The 16,303-nt window shown below is 40.5% G+C and carries 17 protein-coding genes; 7 read left to right on the forward strand and 10 right to left on the reverse strand.

Annotation, left to right across the window (positions count from 1 at the left end):
• Window positions 1-313 precede the first annotated feature (313 nt).
• Complete coding sequence (locus tag AN395_RS01030) at window positions 314-1,315, reverse strand: Gfo/Idh/MocA family protein (RefSeq protein ID WP_054981768.1); 1,002 nt, start codon at window positions 1,313-1,315, stop codon at window positions 314-316.
• Between the two features lie 31 nt (window positions 1,316-1,346).
• Window positions 1,347-2,354, reverse strand: a complete 1,008-nt coding sequence (locus AN395_RS01035; RefSeq protein ID WP_054982103.1) for an AraC family transcriptional regulator — start codon at window positions 2,352-2,354, stop codon at window positions 1,347-1,349.
• A gap of 176 nt (window positions 2,355-2,530) precedes the next feature.
• On the opposite strand from AN395_RS01035, the gene AN395_RS01040 reads away from it, so the two are divergent.
• The gene (locus AN395_RS01040) at window positions 2,531-4,141 is read left to right on the forward strand and encodes a GMC family oxidoreductase (protein WP_054981769.1); all 1,611 of its coding nucleotides are present in this window, start codon (window positions 2,531-2,533) and stop codon (window positions 4,139-4,141) included.
• Here the strand turns inward: AN395_RS01040 and AN395_RS01045 are convergent.
• The 3 genes from AN395_RS01045 to AN395_RS01055 form a co-directional block, all read right to left on the reverse strand.
• Window positions 4,123-4,959 (reverse strand): class I SAM-dependent methyltransferase, encoded by an 837-nt coding sequence (locus AN395_RS01045; protein ID WP_054981770.1) that lies wholly within the window; start codon window positions 4,957-4,959, stop codon window positions 4,123-4,125. The genes AN395_RS01040 and AN395_RS01045 overlap by 19 nt on opposite strands.
• A gap of 3 nt (window positions 4,960-4,962) precedes the next feature.
• Window positions 4,963-5,361: a hypothetical protein gene (locus tag AN395_RS01050; protein WP_054981771.1), complete on the reverse strand. Its 399-nt coding sequence runs from the start codon at window positions 5,359-5,361 to the stop codon at window positions 4,963-4,965.
• Between the two features lie 67 nt (window positions 5,362-5,428).
• Window positions 5,429-5,848, reverse strand: coding sequence for a DUF3429 domain-containing protein (locus tag AN395_RS01055; RefSeq protein ID WP_054981772.1), 420 nt, complete (start codon window positions 5,846-5,848; stop codon window positions 5,429-5,431).
• Window positions 5,849-6,102: 254 nt separating this feature from the next.
• Here AN395_RS01055 and ahpC point away from each other — a divergent pair, with 254 nt between their 5' ends.
• Window positions 6,103-6,672 carry an alkyl hydroperoxide reductase subunit C gene (ahpC, locus tag AN395_RS01060; RefSeq protein ID WP_004587118.1) on the forward strand — a complete coding sequence of 190 codons (570 nt, stop codon included), beginning with the start codon at window positions 6,103-6,105 and terminating at the stop codon, window positions 6,670-6,672.
• A gap of 156 nt (window positions 6,673-6,828) precedes the next feature.
• On the forward strand, window positions 6,829-8,412 hold the full coding sequence (gene ahpF, locus AN395_RS01065; protein ID WP_054981773.1) for an alkyl hydroperoxide reductase subunit F: 1,584 nt from the start codon (window positions 6,829-6,831) through the stop codon (window positions 8,410-8,412).
• 111 nt (window positions 8,413-8,523) lie between these two features.
• Here the strand turns inward: ahpF and AN395_RS19280 are convergent, their stop codons facing one another.
• From AN395_RS19280 to AN395_RS01075, 3 genes are all read right to left on the reverse strand, one after another.
• The gene (locus tag AN395_RS19280; RefSeq protein ID WP_095206591.1) at window positions 8,524-8,775 is read right to left on the reverse strand and encodes a hypothetical protein; all 252 of its coding nucleotides are present in this window, start codon (window positions 8,773-8,775) and stop codon (window positions 8,524-8,526) included.
• Window positions 8,776-8,792: 17 nt separating this feature from the next.
• Window positions 8,793-10,820 (reverse strand): ATP-binding protein, encoded by a 2,028-nt coding sequence (locus AN395_RS01070; RefSeq protein WP_054981774.1) that lies wholly within the window; start codon window positions 10,818-10,820, stop codon window positions 8,793-8,795.
• 180 nt (window positions 10,821-11,000) lie between these two features.
• On the reverse strand, window positions 11,001-11,222 hold the full coding sequence (locus AN395_RS01075; protein WP_054981775.1) for a hypothetical protein: 222 nt from the start codon (window positions 11,220-11,222) through the stop codon (window positions 11,001-11,003).
• A 446-nt stretch (window positions 11,223-11,668) separates the two neighbouring features.
• Between AN395_RS01075 and AN395_RS01080 the strand changes: the two genes are divergently transcribed.
• From AN395_RS01080 to AN395_RS01090, 3 genes are read left to right on the forward strand one after another with little or no spacing between them, the layout of a single operon-like run.
• Window positions 11,669-11,956: a hypothetical protein gene (locus tag AN395_RS01080; RefSeq protein ID WP_054982104.1), complete on the forward strand. Its 288-nt coding sequence runs from the start codon at window positions 11,669-11,671 to the stop codon at window positions 11,954-11,956.
• Window positions 11,953-13,548 (forward strand): PepSY domain-containing protein, encoded by a 1,596-nt coding sequence (locus AN395_RS01085; protein WP_054981776.1) that lies wholly within the window; start codon window positions 11,953-11,955, stop codon window positions 13,546-13,548. The genes AN395_RS01080 and AN395_RS01085 overlap by 4 nt, the downstream gene beginning before the upstream one ends.
• The gene (locus AN395_RS01090; RefSeq protein WP_054981777.1) at window positions 13,545-13,781 is read left to right on the forward strand and encodes a hypothetical protein; all 237 of its coding nucleotides are present in this window, start codon (window positions 13,545-13,547) and stop codon (window positions 13,779-13,781) included. Before AN395_RS01085 ends, AN395_RS01090 begins: the two co-directional genes overlap by 4 nt.
• On the opposite strand, the gene AN395_RS01095 is transcribed toward AN395_RS01090, so the two are convergent.
• A complete protein-coding gene (locus tag AN395_RS01095) occupies window positions 13,778-14,614 on the reverse strand; it encodes a patatin family protein (protein ID WP_054981778.1) in 837 nt (278 codons plus the stop codon). The two genes, AN395_RS01090 and AN395_RS01095, sit on opposite strands and share 4 nt — an antisense overlap.
• A 354-nt stretch (window positions 14,615-14,968) precedes the next feature.
• Here AN395_RS01095 and AN395_RS01100 point away from each other — a divergent pair, with 354 nt between their 5' ends.
• Window positions 14,969-15,841, forward strand: coding sequence for an SMP-30/gluconolactonase/LRE family protein (locus AN395_RS01100; RefSeq protein ID WP_054982105.1), 873 nt, complete (start codon window positions 14,969-14,971; stop codon window positions 15,839-15,841).
• Window positions 15,842-15,845: 4 nt separating this feature from the next.
• Here the strand turns inward: AN395_RS01100 and AN395_RS01105 are convergent, their stop codons facing one another.
• Window positions 15,846-16,301, reverse strand: coding sequence for an NfeD family protein (locus tag AN395_RS01105; RefSeq protein ID WP_029774440.1), 456 nt, complete (start codon window positions 16,299-16,301; stop codon window positions 15,846-15,848).
• Window positions 16,302-16,303 lie beyond the last annotated feature (2 nt).

Raw genomic sequence — 16,303 nt, forward strand, 5'->3', positions numbered from 1 at the left:
GATTGGTCATGTTTTTGTGTGCTAAGTTAACTTTGCTCATTTATATAAGCGTGCTTAGAGCAAGCTAACTTTAATGGATTGAAATGTGTGCAATCTAGGCGCGGGTTAATGGTGGTGCGAGGTGAGTAACCTAGTGCGCCTAATAACTGGCGCACTAGGTTGAATGGTGAATAGATTTATGCAAATTAAACCATTAAAAATCTACACGCTTTAATAAAGAGCCTGTGTAATTTAGCTGTACCTAATAAAAAATAAGTAAGCACATAATTACAACTAGGCTCTTGCCTTGATTGCCCACGGATGGGGGTCAACTTTAGTCCGCTGCTGCGTTTTTATCATTAGGGTAAACTACCCCAAGCTGTTTTCTTGCGGTATCAAGTACGTTCATTACGTCGCGGGCAAGCTGATGTGTATTAACATCCGACTCTCGCTTTTGCGCGTTTATGGTTTGCATAAAGTGCGCAACTTCGTATTTCATAAAGTGCTCATCAAATTTATCAGAAATAACCTCAACCTCCCCGTTATTGGCAACAAACTCTATGTGTTTTAACTGCGACACGGCATGTATTCGTAAGCGTCCGCGCTCACCTTGTATTTCGGTGATGTTATCGCCTTGAGAAATTTTAGAGTAGCTAATAACGGCTTGTTTATCATCGTAATTTAATAATACGTCGCCTGCGCCATCTACGCCTGTATCTAATAGTACCCCACTGGCACTCACGCGCTGTGGAGCGCCCCAAAGTGCTATAAGTAGGTAAAGCGGATACACACCTAAATCGAGCAAAGCGCCATTGGCAAATTCGGGTAAAAAGGTATTTGGGCGTTCGCCGTTTTTGTATTTATCGTAACGTGATGAGTACTGACTGTATTGGCCAATAAACTTACGGGGTTTACCAATTTTACTCAGCGCATTTTTAAGTCGCGCAAAGTTTGGCAAATGCGTGGTCATCATTGCTTCCATGTAAAGGCGTTTATTGGCATTAGCTGCAGTTAAAATAGCGTTTAGCTCTTGGCTATTAGCGGCTGAAGGCTTTTCGCCTAGTACATGTTTGCCTGCTTCAAGGCACATTACTGCATATTGCTTGTGTAGGCTATTTGGCGCTGCAATATACACCGCATCAACATCGGGGTCTTGGCATACCTGCTCAATTGAGGTGAAAATTTTTACATCGGTATTGGGGTGATTAGATAAAAAGGCTTCGCCGCTTGATTGCTTGCGTGAGCACACACCGTATAAATTAAATGCAGGTAACGTATTTGCTGCGCTTAGTAGGGTATCACTAATAAAATTTGTACCGACAATGACAAAGTTCATGCCTGCTCCTTAGCTTAAATAATAAGAGCCGTTACTTTAACATTTTTTTTGCCCTGTATGCGCGTGGAGAATACCCAAACCAGCGTTTAACACTTGCGCATAAGGTAGCTTGTTCGTGATAGCCTAAAAGCATTGAAATAGTGCTGATAGAGTATTGTTTCTGAAGCAAGTAATGCGCTGCCAGCGCCCGACGTGTGGTGTCTTTAAGTTTTACAAAGCTGGTGTTATGTTTAGCTAATTCACGGTGCAAGGTACGCGGGTGCATATTAAGTGCCTCGGCAATAGTTTGGTTTGAACACTGATAAATAGGCAGCATTGGCCTTATGAGTGCGCTTACTTGGGCAGGTAATGAGTGACTGTGTTCGTTGCGTTTAGCTAAAAAATTAAAGGCCGCGTCGGTTTTATTAAGCTCATTGTGGTTAAGCTTTATCGATAAGTCGGCTTTGTTTATTACAATGCCCGCACTGTTGCGGTGCTCTATTACTTTACAGCCAAAATAGGTTTTGTATGCATGTGTATTAGTTGCCAGCTTTTGCGGTAAAAACACAGTGCGAGGCTTGCACTGATTATTACTTAATTTTTTAATTATGCTCATGGCTAAGCCAAGCGTTAGCTCTATGGCTTGGTTTATTTGTGGCAGGGGCTTTAAGTTAAATTCAAACGATAAAAATAAGCTCTCGTCATTATCTAATGAGTGCGTTGTTAAGCACAATGCTGGGCTGTGTAAGTGTAAATATTTAACCACCCAGCTAAGCGCTTCTTCTAAATTAGTCCCACTTTTAGCGGCTATGGCTATGTGGCCTAAAATATCAAAGTTTTGTTTATTTGCTAATTTAAGCCCAAAGCTTGGGCAGTTAAGGGTGTGGCTGCAGTACTCTAATAAATTTGCATAGCTCAAGTAGGGTAAATATTGGTTTTCAAGGTTATTAAAGTCGACAGTGACCTTACAGGTTTTCATTACGCTTGCTGGGTCTGCACCAAGTTCTTTAATTAACGAGTCTATTGAATATAAAGAGGTGGCACGTATTGGGCTGCTCATACACTGGCGCTGTAAATTAAAGAGGGTGTCTAAAAATATCAAGTTTTTAGGATTTAATCTATGCACTATAGAGCGAATAGCATGCTGCAATAAAACTGCTTATTTACAACTGCATGGATGCACAAAGCAAAAGCAGCTACCAATAAGAACTAAATAGTGATGATGCAAAGGCACCTATGAGTAACCACACGTTTGATTATATTATTATTGGCGCAGGCAGTGCAGGTTGTGTGCTGGCAGCGCGTTTATCAGAAGATCAGCATATAAGTGTGTGCTTAATAGAGTCTGGCGGTAGCGATAAGAGCGCTTTAATACAAATGCCTGCGGGTATTGCGGCCAGTGTGCCATACGGCATAAATAGTTGGCATTACAACACGGTACCGCAAAAGGCGCTTAATAACCGATGTGGCTTTGTGCCGCGGGGCAAAGTGCTAGGTGGGTCAAGCTCTACTAATGCCATGGTGTATATACGCGGTAATAAATACGATTACGATAACTGGGCACAAAATGGCAACCTTGGGTGGGACTACAACAGTTTATTACCCTATTTTATAAAAGCCGAAAACAATAAAACGTTTAATAACGCGTTACATGGCACAAAAGGGCCATTGCATGTGCAAGAGCTGACTAAGCCAAGTGCGGTAAACTCTTGCTTTTTAAAAGCGTGTGTTGAGCAAGGAATACAGTTAAATGACGATATCAATGGCGCTGAGCAACATGGAGCACGGCTTTCGCAGGTTACGCAACATAATGGTGAGCGCTGTAGTGCTGCAAAAGCGTATTTAACACCGCACTTAGATAGGCCTAACCTTAGTGTGTTTACCCACAGCCATGTTAATAAGATTATAATAAAAAATAAGGTTGCCCACGGCGTAGAGCTTGAGCGCGGCGGTAAAATTACCACATTAATGGCCAAAAAGGAGGTGCTTTTAAGCGCCGGAGCAATTAACTCTCCGCAAGTGTTAATGCTTTCAGGAATTGGCCCTAAAGCGCATTTAGCAGCGCATAACATACCACTGGAACATGCTCTGGAAGGAGTAGGGGGTAATTTACAAGATCACTTAACCGTGGTGCCTTTGTGTAAAGCAAATACAGCAAAAGGCACCTTTGGGGTAAGTGTAAAAGGCGCTGCAAGTATTATTAAAGGGTGTGCGCAGTGGTTTAGTAAACGCAGCGGGGTGTTAACCAGTAATTTTGCTGAGTCACATGCGTTTATTAATGTGTTGGATAATTCGCCTGCGCCAGATATTCAACTTGAGTTTGTAATTGGGTTGGTGGACGATCATAGTCGCAAAGTTCACTTTGGCCATGGCTATAGTATTCACAGTAGTATTATGCGCCCCAAAAGCCGAGGGACAATAAGGCTTGCCAATAGCAATCCACGCAGTGCGCCACTTATCGACCCTAATTATTTAAGCCACCCTGATGATTTATTGCTTATGCTTGCAGGGCTTAAAAAAGCGCTGCGTATTATGCAAAGCCCCGCCTTTGATAAAATTCGTGGTAACTTTGTTTACCCGCTTGATGTAAATAACGATTCCCAACTTATTGAATTTATTCGCCAAACTGCCGATACCGAATATCACCCTGTGGGCACCTGTAAAATGGGCACCGACAATATGGCGGTGGTTAATAGCAAACTACAAGTACACGGGATACGCAGCTTAAGGGTTATTGACGCCTCAATTATGCCAACCATAGTAACAGGTAACACAAACGCACCTGTTATTGCTATTGCTGAAAAGGCCGCTGATTTAATTAAATTGAGCTATAAAACAGGGTTATAAAGTGTGGTGTAAAAGTCAGTAAGCCACGCCTGCCAGTCATCTTCTAGTTTAAGCATTTGTTGGTGCTTTTTAGCGTTAAGGTGTTTGTTTTCATCTTCGGTAGCAATAAAAGGGCCTACCCGACAAAGCGAGCAATGATTTTCACCTAAATACGCAGGCTTTGTAAGGTGCGTGCTTAGTTCGTCAGATTGCGCCGAGATTGCTTTAGGCGTAAACACATAAGTGATGCCACTGGTGTCTTTTACGTGTTTGTCACGGTCTACGTTTCTTATTTTGTAACCATCAAACTGGTTAATATCAAAAGGCATTTGGCCCGCGTATTTAGTCTCAAGGCCATTACTTAAGCTGCCTTCAATATTCCACTCGCGATAGGGTTTTACATCTTTTGAGGTTATGTAGCAAAGCATAGGGCCGCTTTTGTCGAGCGCGTATTTGTTAGCGTATTTAATAAATTGATGTAGTAACGCGCGATTAAGCACGTTCATGCTGGTTTTTTGAGTGTTGCTTTCAAATGCTTCGCGCCCTACAAAGGCTGGAATAAGCGGAAACTGAAAAATAACCACATCAAAGCTGTGCTGGTGCGCAGCTAATTTTTGCCAACATAAAGGGTCCGTTACATCAAAGCAATTAATAACCTCAACATGACACTTTTTTAAACTACTTAGCGCATTGTGCTGGTATTTTTGCTCTATGGTTTCGGCGCTATCATAAGTAGATGCGACTAACTTTGCCGGTTTTATATGATTAAACACCGCATTAGAGAACGATAGATCGCCATCGCCTACGGTGAGAATTCGCCAATTAGGATTTAAATACATAACTTAATTAGATTTGTGAGTGTTTTGATCTGCAATTTGAGTATTTTGCGCTGTATTAGCACCATGCAAACGATGAAATGCAAGGCGTGTTTTAAGCCCTTCAATGGCTATTTGTTTTAAAATTAAATTAAAGGTAATTAAAATAGCAAACACAATATGAATAGGACCATGTGTAAAACCCGCCTCTGGGTTATAAAGCGTAAGCCCAAACAATATAAATAACACCACTAACAGTATTTCTATTAATTGGTTTGAGTAAAAGCTGAGCCGGCCTTCATTTTTGTGATCTTTTTTAATACTAATAGCGCAAAAAAACGGAATAACTTTAATTTTAAAAGCGGCGTTTTTTTCTACGTAGTTTTCGCCAAGCTCGTTAAGCTGCTGGCGTAATGTATCAATCATGGTGCGTCCTTAAATAGCAGTGCGCGGATGTTACACTATTACGCCTAGTAGGTTAAGCAGCGCAAGGTTATTTTGGGTAAAGGCTCATACCAATGGTGAGTATGTGACACACAAATACCACTGAGGTAAGAATAAAGCGCATTTTTTGATAATCGCGATGGTAGGTTTGCCATTGTGGTGTGGCTTTTTCAAAGATAAGAACTAACCAAAAACTAGCCCCTAACCAGGCAAGCGCCCACTCCAGCGGGATAAACGATAAAAATGGTACGGGTATAACAGGCACAACCGCTTTAATTGCATCGCTGTAGCTTTGCATCCCAGCGCGCCATAAATTGCCCGCCATAAATGCCAGTATGGCAATGCTGTAAAAAGTAAAAAACTCCAAGTTAACGCTATTACTGCCAAACATAAGCGGCCACGCTACACAGCCCAAAAAGGGTAGTAACCCCAAATAGCCAAGTTGAATATGATTAACAAATTTTTCCATTACAGCATGCCTTATGTTGTGTGTTTTTTAGCGCGGCTATTGTAGCAGTATTCTTAGCACTTAAAGGTAATAAATCGTTTACGAATAGAAGAGCTAGATAGTTCAATCTTAAAAATCGATTGTTTTAATCTAAACAATCAATTTTATTTAGTTTACCAATGGGCTTATTGTATTAATCAAGCCAACGCGAAAGGCCACACATTTTGGCTGCGTTGAGTAACTTTAAAACACTTTAAATATAAATGAGGAATACTATGAGCACTTCATTGATCAACACAAAAATTCAACCTTTTAACGCAACTGCATACCACAATGGTGACTTTGTAGAAGTGTCTGAAAAAGACGTACTAGGTAAGTGGTCAATCTTTTTCTTTTACCCTGCAGATTTCACGTTTGTATGTCCTACTGAGCTTGGCGATGTTGCTGATTACTACGAGCAGCTACAAGAAATGGGTGTAGAAGTTTACTCAGTATCAACTGATACTCACTTCACGCATAAAGCATGGCATGACACGTCAGACACTATTGGTAAAATTAAATTTCCAATGATTGGCGACCCAACTGGCCGTATTACTCGCAGCTTTGGCGTTATGATTGAAGATGACGGCCTTGCACTTCGCGGTACTTTTGTAATGAACCCAGAAGGCGAAATTAAAGTAATCGAAACTCACGATTTAGGTATTGGCCGTAGCGCTAAAGAGTTAGTACGTAAAGTACAAGCTGCACAATACATTGCAACTCACGACGGTGAAGTTTGCCCTGCATCTTGGCAGCCAGGTGAAGACACACTTGCTCCTTCACTAGACCTAGTTGGTAAAATCTAAATATAGGTTTACCCACTTTTATGAGGGCAGGTAACTGCCCTTAAACCAACATCATTTCGTTTGTTGGTGCCTCCTATCTCAACTCGGACTCATTAGCACATGCATTAGTTGGCATGGGAGGCTTGCTGTTTAAATTTTCCTAAAAAGGGTTAAGCCATGTTAGATAACAACATTAAAAATCAATTAAAAAGCCATTTTGAATCGCTTACTCAACCTGTTGAGCTGCTTATTGCCTTGGATGACAGCAAAAAATCAGCAGAAGTAGAAAGCTTAGCAAACGATTTAGCCTCGCTAAGCGACAAGTTCACGGTAGTGAGCAACCCCGATTCGAGCGCACGTCGCCCATCTATGGTTGTGCATTCACCTGAAAAAAACACCCACATTACGTTTGCTGGCGTACCAATGGGTCACGAATTTACAAGTTTAGTGTTAGCGCTTTTACACACTGGCGGACACGCAAGCAAAGCAAAAAGCGAAGACATTGAACAAATAGAATCACTCAATCAAGAACTTAATTTTGAAGTTTACATAAGCTTAAGTTGCCAAACATGCCCACAAGTAGTGCAGGCGCTAAATACAATGGCAGCAACAAATAGCAAAATTAAAGCAACAATGATTGACGGCGCACTCTTTCAAGACGAAGTAGAAGAGCGCAATATTTTAGCAGTACCAGCTGTGTACTTAAATGGCGAACCGTTTAGCCAAGGTGCATTAAGCCTGACCGACATTTTAAATAAAGTAGACACTAAAGGCGCTGCTAAGCAAGCTGCAGCACTAAGCGAAAAAGACGAGTTTGATGTATTAGTAGTCGGTGGCGGACCTGCGGGTGCCTCAGCCGCTATTTACTCTGCTCGTAAAGGGTTAAACACCGGTATAGTCGCCGATAGATTTGGTGGCCAAGTTGCCGATACGTTGGCTATCGAAAACTTTATTTCGATTAAAGCCACTGAAGGTCCAAAGCTTGTTGCTCAGCTTGAAGAGCATGTTAAAGAATACGATGTAGATGTAATGCATAACCAACGCGCAGCAGGGCTTGGTCGCGGTAGTAATGGTTATGAAATTACCCTTGAAAACGGCGCTACTTTAAAAGCTAAATCGCTTGTTTTAGCAACCGGTGCACGCTGGCGTGAAATGAACGTACCTGGTGAGCAAGAATATCGCGGCCATGGCGTAGCTTACTGCCCACACTGTGATGGTCCGCTATTTAAGGGTAAGCCTGTTGCCGTTATTGGTGGTGGTAACTCGGGTATAGAGGCGGCTATCGACTTAGCTAACATTGTAGAGCATGTAACGGTACTTGAGTTTGCTGACACGCTGCGCGCTGACGAAGTACTTATCCGCAAAGCGAATAGCTTAAGCAACATCACTATTATTAAAAATGCGCAAACCACTGAAGTAGTAGGCGATGGTAAAAAAGTAACCGGACTTAATTACACTGACCGTGTAACAGGTGAGGAAAAATCATTAGCACTTGCAGGTATTTTTGTACAAATAGGTTTGATCCCTAATACCGAATGGTTAAAAGAGAGCGACCTTACACTAAGCAAGTTTGGCGAGATAGAAATTGACGCTAAAGGCGCAACCTCATTACCGGGCGTTTACGGTGCGGGTGACGCGACAAATACGCCGTTTAAGCAAATCATTATTGCAATGGGTAGTGGTGCAACAGCAAGCTTAGGGGCGTTTGATTACTTAATTCGCCATAGCGAGCAAAGCAACCAAGACCAAAATGCAGCTTAATAGGCAAATCGTCTCTTGATGTAACAGCAATAGGTACACCCAAAAGCTGTTTGTTAACCCAAGCCGCCCTCTCCAAAGGCGGCTTTTTTAATGCTTATAACAATATCTTTATTAATCACAGCCACCAGAATCCCCACCGCAATCATTATTAGAGTGTGAGTTATTACTAGCATAAATTGAAGAGTCATTGCTTGTATAAGTTGAAGAGCTACGTGATGCTTTCCCATTGATAAACGTAACTAATAGCAATACGCTTGATACAATAACAACGATTATTGATGAACCCCATTGCCCTGTAGAAATGCCTTTAAATATGGCTAACAACAGTACAGTAAAAAGTAATGTTCTTATTATATTTCTCATAGTATGTCCTTACTAAATTAAAGCGAATTTACTTTAGCTGTATGTTCTAAGGCATTAGAAAGCGCTTTTTCTATGTGCGGAAGCTTAAACGGCTTAGAGACAAACATATCCATGCCTGCTTGCTGGCAAGCTAGTTTATCTTGCGACGATGTATTAGCAGTTAGCGCTACAATGTAGGTGCTTTCGCTAGGGCAAATACGTTGTGCTCTCAGCGTTTTAGTGGCTTCAAAACCATCCAGGATTGGCATAATGCAATCCATAAAAATAAGGTCGTAATGCTTTTGCTTACACTTAAAAATAGCGTCTTGGCCATCAATGGCGCAGTCGGCTTTTACGTTTAACTTATCAAGAGAGGCATCAAGCACACGGCGGTTTATATCGTTGTCATCAACAATAAGTACACTGAGCGAATGGCTGTTTAACTCAATTTTTGATTTAATATCGTCTATTACTTGCTCTTTACCAAGCTCTAGCGGAATATTAATGCTAAACGTTGAGCCTTTTTGTTGCTCACTTGTCACCTTTATTGTGCCGCCCATGTATTCTACAAGCTCTTTTATAATTGCTAGGCCAAGCCCTGTGCCCCCTTTATTATTTTTAGCGTCAACCTCTTGTGTAAACGGCGAAAATAAAGACTCTAAAAAGGCAGGGGTCATTCCGCGACCAGTGTCAGAAACTGTAATACCAAGAGATAGCGCATCGTTATTATTTATGAGCTGTGTTTTAAGTTTTACATGGCCTTGCTCGGTAAATTTTAATGCGTTACTTAATAAGTTAGAGGTAATTTGGCTCAGGCGTGTGCTGTCGCAAAAGGCCCAGCAGCTATCATCAATTGTATTTTCTATGATTAATTCAACATGGGTTTCTTTAAATAACGGGGTATATAAAGAGGCTAAATCACTAAATATGGTTTTAAGCAGTACATCGGTTGGCTCTAGTTTTAATTCACCATGATTAATTTTAGAAAAATCAAGTACTTCGTTGATAATATTAAGTAAAATATCAGCGCTGCGTAGCGCTATTTTTATTTTTTCGTCTCGTTTTTCAGTGTCTTTTTCATCTATTAAGGTGGTGAGCATGCCAGTTATGCCATTTAGGGGGGTGCGTAACTCGTGGCTAATTTTAGCAAATAGCATACTTCTATCTTCTAACATATGCTCTGCTTCGGCTTTTTTCTTTTTTAGCGCTTCTCTAAGTAAGATTGATTCGGTAATGTCTTGAAATGTACCAAATAGCCTTATGCAATTACCTTCGTGAAACTCGGCTTCGCCAAAAGTCGAAATCCAAATTTCTTGGTTTTGTGCAGTGATAACCTCAAGTTCTAAATCCCATTTTTCACCTTTGTTTATGGCGTTTTCTACCGCTTTATTTATGGCTTCTCTGCTGGGGCCCTCTTTGTAAAACTCAATTGCGTTATCAACTATTGGCTGGTAGTCATCGGCTACCTGATGAATGCGTTTAGTTTGCTTACTCCAATAAACTTTGTTCTCGATTAAATCGACCTCCCAAGTGCCGATATTCGCGATGTTTTCGAGCTTTGAAAGGGTGTAGCTATTTTTTAAAAGTTGCTCTTTCGTGTCTATTTTTGCAAATTCAGATCCTAACCACTGGGCAAATAGCTCAATGTAATCGTAGGCTTCGTCGCTAAATGCAGTTGACTCGTTAGGCGATGAAAAGTTAACCGTGCCAAAAGTTTTATCGGCTACTTTTATAGGTGCGCCAATGTAGGACTCAAGTTGAAAATTTATGTAACAAGGGTGAGTTGCAATCGTACTTTGTGAGGCTTTATGAAACGATAGCGCCGAGCCCGCAGATAACGTATGGACGCAATAGGTGCCATCTAGCTCAAATTGTGTACCGGGTAATAAGGCGTTATCGGGTGTTAGAGCATGTAATACTGTGTACGTATTAGCATCAATTTTACTAATTATTGCTACATCAAGGCTGAACACTTCTAGGCCAAACGCGAGTAGGTTTTTAATTTTAGAATTAAAATCCAGAGTTTGGTCTGAGACTATATCGTGAAAACGCCTTAAAAAGTTCACCGCAGTTACCTTAATTGTATTTTATATCGTTATGCGTATCGGCAGATAGGCACATTTATTTATATGTTTTTAACAGTTTATACCAACAGGCGTAAACCGCTGAGCAATATATTGAGTAATGGGTGTTAGGCTATCAACACGCGAACTTAATTGTTTTGCTCAATTAGCAAACTTTTCCCATTAATAGGTAGAATTAGGCGTGTATTCTGGGTTTATGTCGCCGCCTACTTCTTCTGGGTCTACATCGTTTATAAGCAACACTTCGCGCACGGCTTCAATATGATCAAGCACCGTTTGATAGTGCTCGCCATATTCGTACTTTGTTACTTCAATTGCTTGCGGCATGTAAGTAAATGCAATTTTTAGTGCGTGTAACGCGTCTGGATTGATTTTATCGCTCATAAATTTCTCTTATTTTATCAATGTATAGTGATTTGTTTAACAGCTGCTAAAAGAGCCTGCCTAGGGGCAATTAGCTTTTTGCATATGCCCTAACAAAATAACAATAATTATAGAGTTTGTTGACTGTTAAAGTTAAAAATTTGCCTGTTTAGCCGTTATTTTAATGGGCTAAGCAGTTAAGCACTGATCAGTATGATAACGCAGTTATTTTTGGATTATTTAAAAACAGTTTTAGCTCATCATATTTGCCTACCTAAATACCAAGTATGCTCAAAAATGTAATTTTATAAATAAACAGACATTGATTATGCGAATAAAAAGGAGCTTGTTCGCTTATTAAGTAACGATAATATGTTGCATAAATTTACAAATGCGCAATATAATGCAAATAGTTGTTATTTGCATATGCAGGTGTGCGCGCCTGCTATTTATTAAATGAGCTAAAAATGTATAATAAAAAAACCTTTAGCGCTACAAAGCGTCGCCATTTAATGGCGTGCGTATTGGCATTGGTAACCGCTACGGTGATGATCGCCGGGATGACTACCTATTTGCCCTTACAAATGAGTGAACAAATTTTACTGCCTATTTTACTGTTTCCAATTATTTGGGTTGGGCTTTTTATATATGCCTACATTAGCGAAAAAGCATGGCAGCCATTTTTACTCATGATCACTTTGTGTTTAGTGCATGGAATTTTAAGTTATTTTGCATTAATGCAGGGGCAAGGATGAAATCAATTACTTTAAAAAAGCTATTCTTATTACATAGTTGGGTGGGCGTAGTAACCGCCGTTTTATTGTTTGTTGTGGCATTTACCGGCGCGTTAGCAGTACTTGCCAGGCCTGAGCTAAAAATTTGGGCCAACCAATCACTGCAGCAAACTCAACATATTCCTAATAGCGAAATAAGCACATTAGTCAACACATACCACGCTCAAGTGCCCAAAGAGTTTGGTGAAAACATTCATGTGTTTATGCCAACAGGGCATAATTTTCACTTACTGGCTTTAGTATTTGAATCGCACCATGGTGATGAAAATTACCAGCAAGAAGTACTTCGGGCATTTGAATTTGACCCAACAAGCTTAGCGTTGGTAAATACCTACTATGGCCCAAGTAAGCAATATTATGCCAATCGAAAAACAGATGCAGCCAGCTACATTGGTGAGTTTCACGCTGACTTACATTTAGGGCGACCTATAGGGCTTATTTTAACTGGGTTTTTAGGTTTAACATTATTAGTAAGTACGGTAACTGGCTTATTTATACATCGTAAATTAATTAAAGAGCTGTTCACCTTTAGGTGGCTTAAAGGCTTTGATGTAACCATAAGTGACGGCCACAAAGTAATGGGCATTTGGGGCAGTATTTTTAATATTGTAATTGGCTTTAGCGGCGCATTTTTAGGGCTCGCAACCGTAATTTTACTACCTGCAGCAGCCTTTGTTAGCTTTGGAGGCGACCAAGATAAGTTGATAGAAACTTTTACAGCTATTCCTGAGCCAATAATTAGTTATGTAAATCAGCCAACTAACATAACCGCTATTTTAAGTGATGCGCAGCAACGCTACCCACATGCAGTTATTTTAGATGCCACGGTAATGGCGCATAACGATGCTAACGCACAAGTGTATTTACGCCTTTTAGGAGGCGAAGCCGTGGCTTCTCAGTTATTGCATTACAATGGGCAAGGGGAGTACATCACTTCAATGAGTAGCTTTGGTGATATAGCTGGGGTATCAATTAAAATTATTGAAATACTCTTCCCACTCCATTTTGGTAATTTTGCAGGTTTATTTGTGAAGTTACTTTGGGTAATGCTTGGCTTAGCATGCGCCTTAATACCACTTTCAGGCATGATGATGTGGTTAGCAAAGCGTACCAGAGGCAGCACACCAACGCTTAGCGCTGACGCGTATGCAAGGTGGAACCGCTTTATTATAGGCAGTTGCGGTGGTTTAGTGATTGCTTGTTGTGTGTTATTCCCTATGCAAGTACTTTTAAACTATGCCGTGGCTGGCGCTGAGCACAATGCTTACTTTGGGCCGGTATTTTTTTACGCGTGGTTAGTATGGCTAGTAATTGCAGCATTTTGGCAAAGCTATAAAAACTACTTCAGAGCAACCTTGTTGCTTTGCGCCTTATTCTTAATAAGTGTTTTACCACTTAATAGTGTATTGGGCGTTAATAATGTTATTAACGCAAACAGTACCTTAGTGGCATTTACAGATATTAGCTTTTTAATTGTGGGACTGGCGTTTTTATGGGGATACTTAAAAACAAAACCTGATGCCATAGCACTTGCAGAGGTAAAAGCAGCATGAACACTGTTATGATAGTTATTGCACTAGCGTGTTTATTGGCCGCTTTATTATTAATGAGAAGTAAGCACTACAAAGTAGCCTATAAATGGCTGTATTGTAGTGCTTTAATAGCTATTGCCTTAGCGTGCTTTATACATGTTTACGCTGTGCTAGCGGGCATTGTATGCACCATTGCAGCGTTTACTGTAATGGGCATACTGGTTGCGCTATCTAAAGGGAAACAACACACTTAGCTTAAAAAGGCTTTGGCTGTATCAATTCCCATTTTGTACCCATCGTTAAGGCGTTTAACATTTTTGGTTGTACGACCCACTCTAAATTGAGGCGGTGGAGCAATAATATTGATTTTGCAATCTTCAGGCGGGTTATTAATAAAATCTATGCTGCTGTTATAAACATGCGCTCTGTTAATCGTGCTTTTTACTAAAGCAGGGTAGTTTTTATAAAGTTTTTTAGTTAACCACTGCGATTTACTTGGCTTTTTTCTATAGCCAAGTGGCTGAGAAAGCACCACGGTTATTTCTTGAGCGCCCATTTCGTATGCTCTTATTACGGGAATAGAGTCTGCTACGCCGCCATCGGTCATCGCAATATCATTAATTATAGGGTAGTTACGATACGCAATTGGAATCGCGCACGATGCCTTAAGTTGCTCTACCATCGCATCACTACTTGCTTTAAGGTAATGGGGCTGCCCTGTGGTGATAGCTGTAGAGACGATATAAAATTCGTGAGCCGCCTTTGCAAAGGCTTCTGTATTGAGGGGGATCTCTTTAATGGTTGCTTGCCACAGCCAATCTAAATCAAATAAGTGGCCGCCTTTGATAAAGCGCGCTAAGTTAATAAATTCAGGCCGACACGAAAAATCGGTAATAACATGGTAGTTTCGTTTAGGTTGTTGGCATAAATAAGCGGCTATATTGGTAGCGCCAGCAGAAACCCCAAAGTAATTAGTAAAAGGTTGATAGCGCTGCGCTAAAAACTCATCCAACACGCCGGCGGCAAAAATACCGCGCATTGCACCTCCCTCAACCACTAAAGAATGTTTATTGTTATTATTAATCATACTATTACCTCCCTTTTGATGATATTACCAACTAACCAGGTAAAGCGCGATAAAATGCTGAAATAATTATACCCATTTGCCACATTACTTAATTCACTTAAGGGGTTAAACTTAGCGCTAACGGCGCTAAAAATTTTGATATAAACAGAGCAATAACGAAGCTTTTATCCTGTAATCAACATGGTTTAGTATTTAAAACTAAATTACTTAATTAAGCTATTTGGTATTAGTGCACTGTTTGGCTTAGCAAAAGCATTTAGTTGCTAATATGTTTTGTTTAATCGTAAGTGTTGGGTATTTCTGATAAAGTATTTATTAATACAAGGCTTTGTTAATATTAAAGAATCGTTATTTATGACTGACACAAGTGTAACCGTATTTAGTAATTTGCAAAATAAGTTAGGTGAAAGCCCGCTTTGGCACCCTTTGCTTGAAACGCTATTTTGGGTAGATATAGAAAAAAATCTCCTGCTAAGTAAGTGTTTGACAAAGCCTGACTCACTAACACAAGTTGAAATGCAAGATACGGTTTCGGCTTTAGCGTGGCTTGATAAAGCACACCTTATTATTGGCACCAGTACGGGTATATATAAATACCATATAGCTTCTGGGGTGCGCCAAACGCTCACATTTTTAGAAAATACCCAGTCCACACGGCGCTCTAACGATGGTCGGGCAGACCCTTGGGGTGGTTTTTGGCTAAGCACTATGGATACAAACGCCCGCTCAGGCGAAGGTAAGATTTACCGTTTTTATCAAAATTCGCTTAATTGCGTGGTGCGAGGTTTAACCATTCCCAACGGGTTATGTTTTGATAAAGCGCGCTCACGTGCTTATTACTGCGACTCAAAAGCCAGCTGTATTTTTACTTTAAATGTAAACCCAGATAGCGGTGAGCCTATATTACCCGCCCAAGTTTTTTATCAATTTAAAAATACCCAAGTAGACCCAGATGGCTGTGTGATTGATGCACTTGGCAACTTATGGCTTGCGGTATGGGATATGGGCTGCGTTATGTGTTTATCGCCAGATGGGGAGGTTTTAAACACACTGTCGCTTGCTGCAACAAAACCTACAAGCGTTGCGTTTGGTGGCAACAACGCACAGTGGCTATTTGTAACTTCTGCAGATGACAGTAATGAAAAAACTAACCAGTCATTACAAGGTAATGTATTTAAAATATCAGGTATAAAAAACGGGCAGCTAGAGCCGCCCGTAATAATATAAAACGTTACGGGGCAGGGGCAACCCACATAACACCTACCTCTTTTTTAACCACTATTACTTTGGTGCCAGCACTAATGGGTTGTGTACTTTTGAGTTGCCAGCTTATGCCAGAATATTGATGTGTTGTTATTTCTTTATCTGAAACATCTTTTGCTAATACAAAAGTAAGATCGGCGAAATCGCTATTTATTTGCTTAGAATCTACATTTTCTTGCATACGTTTCATGGGTTTCCATAAAAGTAGTGCCAAAACAGCGGTAATGATGGTATTGCTCCAAAGTGCCGCTGTAATAGTTTCGGGTAGTACTCCTGCAACCATTAATAGCCCAGAAGTAAGCAAAGACAACCCCAAGAAAAGCAGAATAATAGTAGATAGCCCTAAAACGGTGACTTCTATTATTAATGCAATAATACCTATAACCATTAAAGCTTGTGGTAAGTTTTGCGAAATTAGGTCCATAT

The organism is Pseudoalteromonas sp. P1-30 (assembly GCF_001400005.1).
Classification (GTDB): domain Bacteria; phylum Pseudomonadota; class Gammaproteobacteria; order Enterobacterales; family Alteromonadaceae; genus Pseudoalteromonas; species Pseudoalteromonas atlantica.

Coding starts and splice junctions, on each gene's coding strand:
- AN395_RS01030 (WP_054981768.1), bottom strand. CDS start 1,315: ATGAACTTTGTCATTGTCGGTACAAATTTTATTAGTGATACCCTACTA.
- AN395_RS01035 (WP_054982103.1), bottom strand. CDS start 2,354: ATGAGCAGCCCAATACGTGCCACCTCTTTATATTCAATAGACTCGTTA.
- AN395_RS01040 (WP_054981769.1), top strand. CDS start 2,531: ATGAGTAACCACACGTTTGATTATATTATTATTGGCGCAGGCAGTGCA.
- AN395_RS01045 (WP_054981770.1), bottom strand. CDS start 4,959: ATGTATTTAAATCCTAATTGGCGAATTCTCACCGTAGGCGATGGCGAT.
- AN395_RS01050 (WP_054981771.1), bottom strand. CDS start 5,361: ATGATTGATACATTACGCCAGCAGCTTAACGAGCTTGGCGAAAACTAC.
- AN395_RS01055 (WP_054981772.1), bottom strand. CDS start 5,848: ATGGAAAAATTTGTTAATCATATTCAACTTGGCTATTTGGGGTTACTA.
- ahpC (WP_004587118.1), top strand. CDS start 6,103: ATGAGCACTTCATTGATCAACACAAAAATTCAACCTTTTAACGCAACT.
- ahpF (WP_054981773.1), top strand. CDS start 6,829: ATGTTAGATAACAACATTAAAAATCAATTAAAAAGCCATTTTGAATCG.
- AN395_RS19280 (WP_095206591.1), bottom strand. CDS start 8,775: ATGAGAAATATAATAAGAACATTACTTTTTACTGTACTGTTGTTAGCC.
- AN395_RS01075 (WP_054981775.1), bottom strand. CDS start 11,222: ATGAGCGATAAAATCAATCCAGACGCGTTACACGCACTAAAAATTGCA.
- AN395_RS01080 (WP_054982104.1), top strand. CDS start 11,669: ATGTATAATAAAAAAACCTTTAGCGCTACAAAGCGTCGCCATTTAATG.
- AN395_RS01085 (WP_054981776.1), top strand. CDS start 11,953: ATGAAATCAATTACTTTAAAAAAGCTATTCTTATTACATAGTTGGGTG.
- AN395_RS01090 (WP_054981777.1), top strand. CDS start 13,545: ATGAACACTGTTATGATAGTTATTGCACTAGCGTGTTTATTGGCCGCT.
- AN395_RS01095 (WP_054981778.1), bottom strand. CDS start 14,614: ATGATTAATAATAACAATAAACATTCTTTAGTGGTTGAGGGAGGTGCA.
- AN395_RS01100 (WP_054982105.1), top strand. CDS start 14,969: ATGACTGACACAAGTGTAACCGTATTTAGTAATTTGCAAAATAAGTTA.
- AN395_RS01105 (WP_029774440.1), bottom strand. CDS start 16,301: ATGGACCTAATTTCGCAAAACTTACCACAAGCTTTAATGGTTATAGGT.